4 protein-coding genes are annotated in these 5,811 nt (G+C 41.1%); all 4 read left to right on the top strand.

Annotated elements, in window-relative coordinates; all coding sequences use genetic code 11:
• Positions 1-1,085, top strand: a 1,085-nt coding sequence (locus tag H5232_RS21935) for a tryptophan halogenase family protein (RefSeq protein WP_182831516.1), incomplete at its 5' end; no start/stop codon positions are given.
• A gap of 1 nt (position 1,086) precedes the next feature.
• Positions 1,087-2,574, top strand: a complete 1,488-nt coding sequence (locus H5232_RS21930; RefSeq protein WP_182768240.1) for a tryptophan halogenase family protein — start codon at positions 1,087-1,089, stop codon at positions 2,572-2,574.
• 52 nt (positions 2,575-2,626) lie between these two features.
• Positions 2,627-4,432 (top strand): glycoside hydrolase family 13 protein, encoded by a 1,806-nt coding sequence (locus H5232_RS21925; RefSeq protein WP_259398579.1) that lies wholly within the window; start codon positions 2,627-2,629, stop codon positions 4,430-4,432.
• A gap of 123 nt (positions 4,433-4,555) precedes the next feature.
• Positions 4,556-5,811, top strand: a 1,256-nt coding sequence (locus H5232_RS21920; protein ID WP_182831515.1) for an alpha-amylase family glycosyl hydrolase, incomplete at its 3' end; no start/stop codon positions are given.

Genomic DNA, 5,811 nt, shown 5'->3' with positions numbered 1-5,811 from the left:
CACAGATTGGTAAAACGCCTTTAGCTGGGCTTACTTATGCTTATCACTTTGATGCGGGCAAATACGCAAAGTTATTACAAGAGTTTGCAATTGCGCAAGGTGTAGAATATCTCAGTGGTACGATGGAGTCTGTAAAATTAGACGATAATGGCTTGATTAAAACACTTGAACTCAGTGATGAACAAACCATAAAAGGTGATTTTTTTATTGATTGCAGCGGCTCCAGTGCACGCTTGATTGAACAGGCGTTGGGGGTTAAATACCAAAGTTATCAGCATTGGCTTTTCTGTGATCGTGCAATTGCAGTGCAAACTAAACCGCTGAAAAATACGCCGCCATTTACTCGTTCGATTGCAAAAGATGCCGGGTGGCAATGGCAAATTCCGCTGCAAAATAGAGTGGGGAATGGGCTGGTATATAGCAGCCAATTTATGAGTGCTGAACAAGCTGAACAACAGTTATTAAATAGTTTAGAAACTGAGACCATAACGGCCCCAAAACATATTAAGTTCACGCCAGGAAGACGCGAACAGCAGTGGTTTAAAAACTGTTTAAGTATTGGTTTATCTAGTGGCTTTTTAGAACCTTTGGAATCTACCAGCTTACATTTAATACAAACCAGTATAGCTCGGTTTATTAAGTTATTTCCGGCGCATCCTGATTGTGAGTTATCGGCGCATGCTTATAATTTACAAGCCAAAAATGAATTTGAAAAAATTCGTGATTTTATTATTTTGCATTACGCTGTTAATCAAAAGCAGTCTCCATTTTGGCAACGGTGTGGCGCTATGACATTACCTGACTCATTACAGCAACGTATTGCACTATTTAAACGAACAGGCACGCTTTCAATACAAGCAGATGAACTTTTTTCAGAGGTTGCTTGGCTACAAGTTTTAATTGGACAAGGGATCCGACCACAAAGTTATCACCCGCTCGCACGTGCAATTTCAGATTCTGAGCTTGATGAGTTCTTATCCAATATAGCGACTATCCAACAGCAATACGTTACTCACTTACCAACACATGAGCAATATTTACAGCGATTTTGTCGTTGTTCAGAGTTAGCAAAAGGTCACCTTTAGTATGAATATTATTATTGTTGGTGGTGGTACAGCAGGGTGGATGGCTGCTAATTTATTAAATCATTCTCTCACTAATACCCATGTCACTTTAATTGAATCACCAACAATTGCGCCTATTGGTGTTGGTGAAGGGTCGACTGCGCAGTTAAAACAATTCTTCGATACATTAAATATTAGCGAAAGTGAGTGGATGCCTCAATGCAATGCAACCTACAAACTGGGGATTGAATTTAAAAATTGGTCTACCCATCCAGGTCATGAGCAGTATTTTCACTCATTTTATGGGCAGACGGATTTACATACACAGCAGCAATTTATAAAAAGTTGTTTGTTAAAACGTCAAGGTGTAGCGATTGATGCACATCCCGACAGCTATTTTTTAGCAGCCTACTTAGCTAAGCAACGGCGTGGGCCACATACTCAAGCGGACTTTCCATTTCAGCAAAGTTATGGTTATCATTTTGACTCGGGACTGCTTGGGCTATTTTTAGCTAATAGAGCAACAAGCAAAGGTGTTAAGCACCTAAAAAGCACCATCGCGCAGGTTGAGCTTGATTCTGCAGGCAACATCAAGCAGCTTGTTCTTGATGAAAACAGTGATGGACAGCAGTGTATTGCAGCTGATTTTTTTATCGATTGTAGTGGTTTTAAAGGATTGCTTATTCAGCAAGCATTAGCCGTACCTTGGCTTAGTTTTAAAGAAAATCTATTTAACGACAGTGCTATTGTACTGCCGACAATGAGTAATCAATTACAAGCCCCGCAAACAACTTCAACCGCATTAAAATATGGATGGCAATGGGCTATTCCGCTTACCAATCGTATTGGCAATGGTTATGTTTACAGCCAAGACTTTTGCAGTGCTGATGAAGCAGAAACAGAACTTAGAACCAAACTCGGCTTACTCAATTGCGATGTACCTGCACGTAAGCTAACAATGAAAGTAGGACGAGTTAAGCAACATTGGTATAAAAACTGTTTAGCTGTAGGTTTATCGCAAGGCTTTATTGAACCTCTTGAAGCAACTGCTTTACATTTAGTGCAGCAAACAATCGAATCGTTTATCGCATGTTTTGAGCATAACCGACCGAGTGAAGTAAAACGTGATCCGTTCAATATGCAAATTAATAACCGTATAGAAGGTATTCGCGATTATATTGTGTGTCATTATCGCGCATCTAATCGTCGAGATACCGAGTATTGGCAAGCAAATGGTCAAAATGAAATGCTATCAGCCTCGTTAAAAAATATTCTTCAGTGCTGGCTATCGCGTAATGATTTAACCGGCGAAATTGCCCATCAAGGGATTGAAAACTACTATTCAAGTCTGTCGTGGCATACCTTATTGAGCGGTTATGGCGTCTTCCCTCCTAGCGTTGCTAAGCCAAGTTATACGCAACAACAGCAAATTAAAGAGCTTTATAATTTTAACCATCAGTGTGCAAGCCATTTTAGAGCGCTTACGCCCATCATCCCGCAGCAAAAATAATCAGGATATTAATATGAGACTATCAAAAAGCGCATTACTGTTAGTAACAGTAATGCTGAGTTTTCAGCTGCACGCAAAAATGCGCGTTGAGCCACAAAACTGGTGGGTTGGTATGCAAAATAATACCTTGCAAATTATGCTGCATGATCAAGGTATTGCTAAGCAACAATGGCAATTAGCATCTTACTCAGGGGTGAGTTTAAAAAGTGTAACTAAAACAGATAACCCAAATTACGCTTTTTTAAATATTGAAATAAATCCAATAGCAAAGCCAGGTGTTTTAGTGTTTAGCAGTAAATCAGGGGAGCGTTTTGAGTATCAATTGCATGCACGTAAAGCTAATAGCAGTAAACGTAACGGTTTTGATAGCAGTGATACCATTTACTTAATTAATCCGGATCGCTTTGCTAATGGCGATAGCAGCAACGACACAGTAAAAGGAGTGCTTGAGGGTGCAAATCCAATTGAGCGAGGTGGGCGTCACGGTGGCGACATTCAAGGTGTAATTAACGCACTGCCGTATTTGCAAAAACTGGGCGTAACCCAGCTTTGGTTAACACCACCGCTTGAAAATGATATGCCCAGCTACTCTTATCACGGTTATGCAATTACCGATTTTTACACTATCGACCCACGCATGGGCTCAAATGAGTTATATCGCGAGTTATCAGCCAAAGCGAAACAACACGGTATTGGTATAGTGATGGACCTAGTGCTTAATCACTTTGGCTCTGAGCATGAATGGATGACAGATAAACCCACATCAGATTGGATCAATTTTAATGGCGAGTTTGCAAACGGTAAACATGCTACCAGCCATGCTCGTCAAACCATTCAAGACCCACATGCAAGTGAGTTTGATAAACGCCAGTTTAGCGATGGCTGGTTTGTAGCCACAATGCCGGATCTAAACCAGCGGCAACCGTTATTAGCAAACTACCTTATCCAAAATGCTATTTGGTGGATTGAATACGCCGACTTAAGCGGTATTCGCGTTGATACCTATTCATATTCAGACAAAGCCTTTTTAGCTGACTGGACTAAAGCCATAATGACTGAGTATCCCGCTTTTAATATTGTTGGCGAAGAGTGGACCACCAATCCTGCGATTGCTTCATATTGGCAAGCAGGAAAGGTAAATAACGACGGCTATACCTCAAGCTTACCAAGCGTGATGGATTTTTCATTACAAGAGTCACTTATTCAAGCACTTAATGAAGAGGAGAGTTGGAACACTGGCTGGGTAAAAGTGTATCAATCAATCGCCAATGACTTTTTATACCCAAATCCAGACAACTTGCTCGTGTTTGCCGATAACCACGACATGAGCCGAGTTTACACTCAGCTTAAGCAAGATCTTGCTAAAACGAAAATGGCGATGACTATGTTGCTTACCACTCGTGGTATTGCACAAATGTATTATGGCACCGAAGTATTGCTTGATAATACGGGCAGTAATGATCACGGTGATATCCGTATTGATTTCCCCGGTGGTTTTAAAGGTCAGCCAAGTAATGCTTTTACAGGACAAGGGTTATCAGATGAGCAGCGTGATATGCAGCAAACCATCACCACCTTACTTAATTTTAGAAAGCAAAGCCCAGCAATAGCGCAAGGTAAACTGGTTCATTTTAGTCCTAAATCAGGTATATACAGTTACGCGCGGATAAGTGAACAGCAAACTTTGTTGGTGTTTTTAAATAAAAATACCGCAGCAAAAAACTGGTCATTAGCGTATCTGCAAGAGGTTATTGGGCAATACAAAAAGGCTGTGAGTCTTTTTACTGAACAGCAAATAAATATAACAGATACAGTGACCTTAGCGCCTATGAGTGCAACGGTATTAATAATTGAATAAAGCCTGTGTGAATACGTATGCAGCCGCTGTCAGTCAGTGGCAGTTCACTTTAGTATTAAATTTATAATAAAAATGACGTTTAAATGACAACCCATTAAAACGTCAGATCTAAGTAAGAACATTATGACAACAAATAAAACCACAATTAGTACATTCAAATATGGCTCATGGGTATTAGCTAGTAGCTTGTTATTGTCGAGCTGCTCAGATGAGCCCACAACCCCCAGTACTGACAAAAAGGTAGCTGAACAAGTTAACGAGCATTCAAAGCCGGTTGTGTATCAGGTATTCACGCGCTTATTTGGTAATACGCAAACAGCCAATATTCCGTGGGGAACCAAAGAGCAAAATGGCGTAGGCACATTTAGTGACTTTAATGATACTGCTTTAAGTGGCATTAAAGAACTTGGTACCACCCATATTTGGTATACCGGCGTGTTACACCATGCTTTGGTCGGCGATTACAGCCAATATGGAATTAGCCAAGATGACCCGGATGTAGTGAAAGGCCGTGCCGGCTCGCCGTATGCAATTAAAGATTATTACGATGTAAACCCAGATTTAGCCATTAATCCAGAGCGCCGCCTCGAAGAGTTTGCTGCATTAATTGAGCGCACCCATCGACACGGTATGAAAGTGGTCATTGATATTGTGCCAAATCATGTGGCGCGTCATTATCAATCAACCGCTAAACCCGCTGGAGTTAAAGATTTTGGTGAGCAAGATGACACCAGCGTAGAGTATGCCCGCGATAATAACTTTTATTACGTTACTGGGCAGTCATTTCAAGTACCAACCAGTGAAAACTACCAAGTGCTAGGCGGTAATGCCCACCCACTTGCTGATAACTTATTTGCTGAAACGCCTGCAAAATGGACTGGTAATGGTGCCCGTGCTGCTAAGCCTGATATAAACGACTGGTACGAAACAGTTAAAGTAAATTATGGCGTAAAACCTGACGGTAGTTATGACTTTCCAACTCTGCCCGATGAGTATGCTACTAAAGATTTACGCGCGCACTTTGAGTTTTGGCAGGATAAAGAGTTGCCAAACAGCTGGTATAAGTTCCGTGATATCGCGCTATATTGGCTCGATAAAGGCGTAGATGGCTTTCGCTATGATATGGCCGAAATGGTACCAGTAGAGTTTTGGAGCTTTCTAAACTCATCAATCAAGATGCACAACCCAGAGGCATTTTTACTAGCCGAGGTATACAATCCCGCACTATATCGCCCGTATATCCAGCAAGGAAAAATGGATTACTTGTACGATAAAGTCGGCTTTTACGACACCTTAAAAGCTGTTATGCAAGGCACGCAACCGGCAGACACTATTTTTAATGCTCAGCAAAAAGTGGCTGACATAGAGCAGCATATGCT

This window comes from Pseudoalteromonas sp. SG41-5, from assembly GCF_014164495.1.
Taxonomy (GTDB): Bacteria; Pseudomonadota; Gammaproteobacteria; order Enterobacterales; family Alteromonadaceae; genus Pseudoalteromonas; species Pseudoalteromonas rhizosphaerae.
The sequence above is the reverse complement of the archived record's forward strand: the minus strand, read 5'-3'. Positions and strand labels throughout refer to the sequence as shown.

Excerpts from the sequence above, each read along its gene's own strand:
- H5232_RS21925 (WP_259398579.1), top strand. The coding sequence starts at position 2,627 with ATGCTGAGTTTTCAGCTGCACGCAAAAATGCGCGTTGAGCCACAAAAC.
- H5232_RS21930 (WP_182768240.1), top strand. The coding sequence starts at position 1,087 with ATGAATATTATTATTGTTGGTGGTGGTACAGCAGGGTGGATGGCTGCT.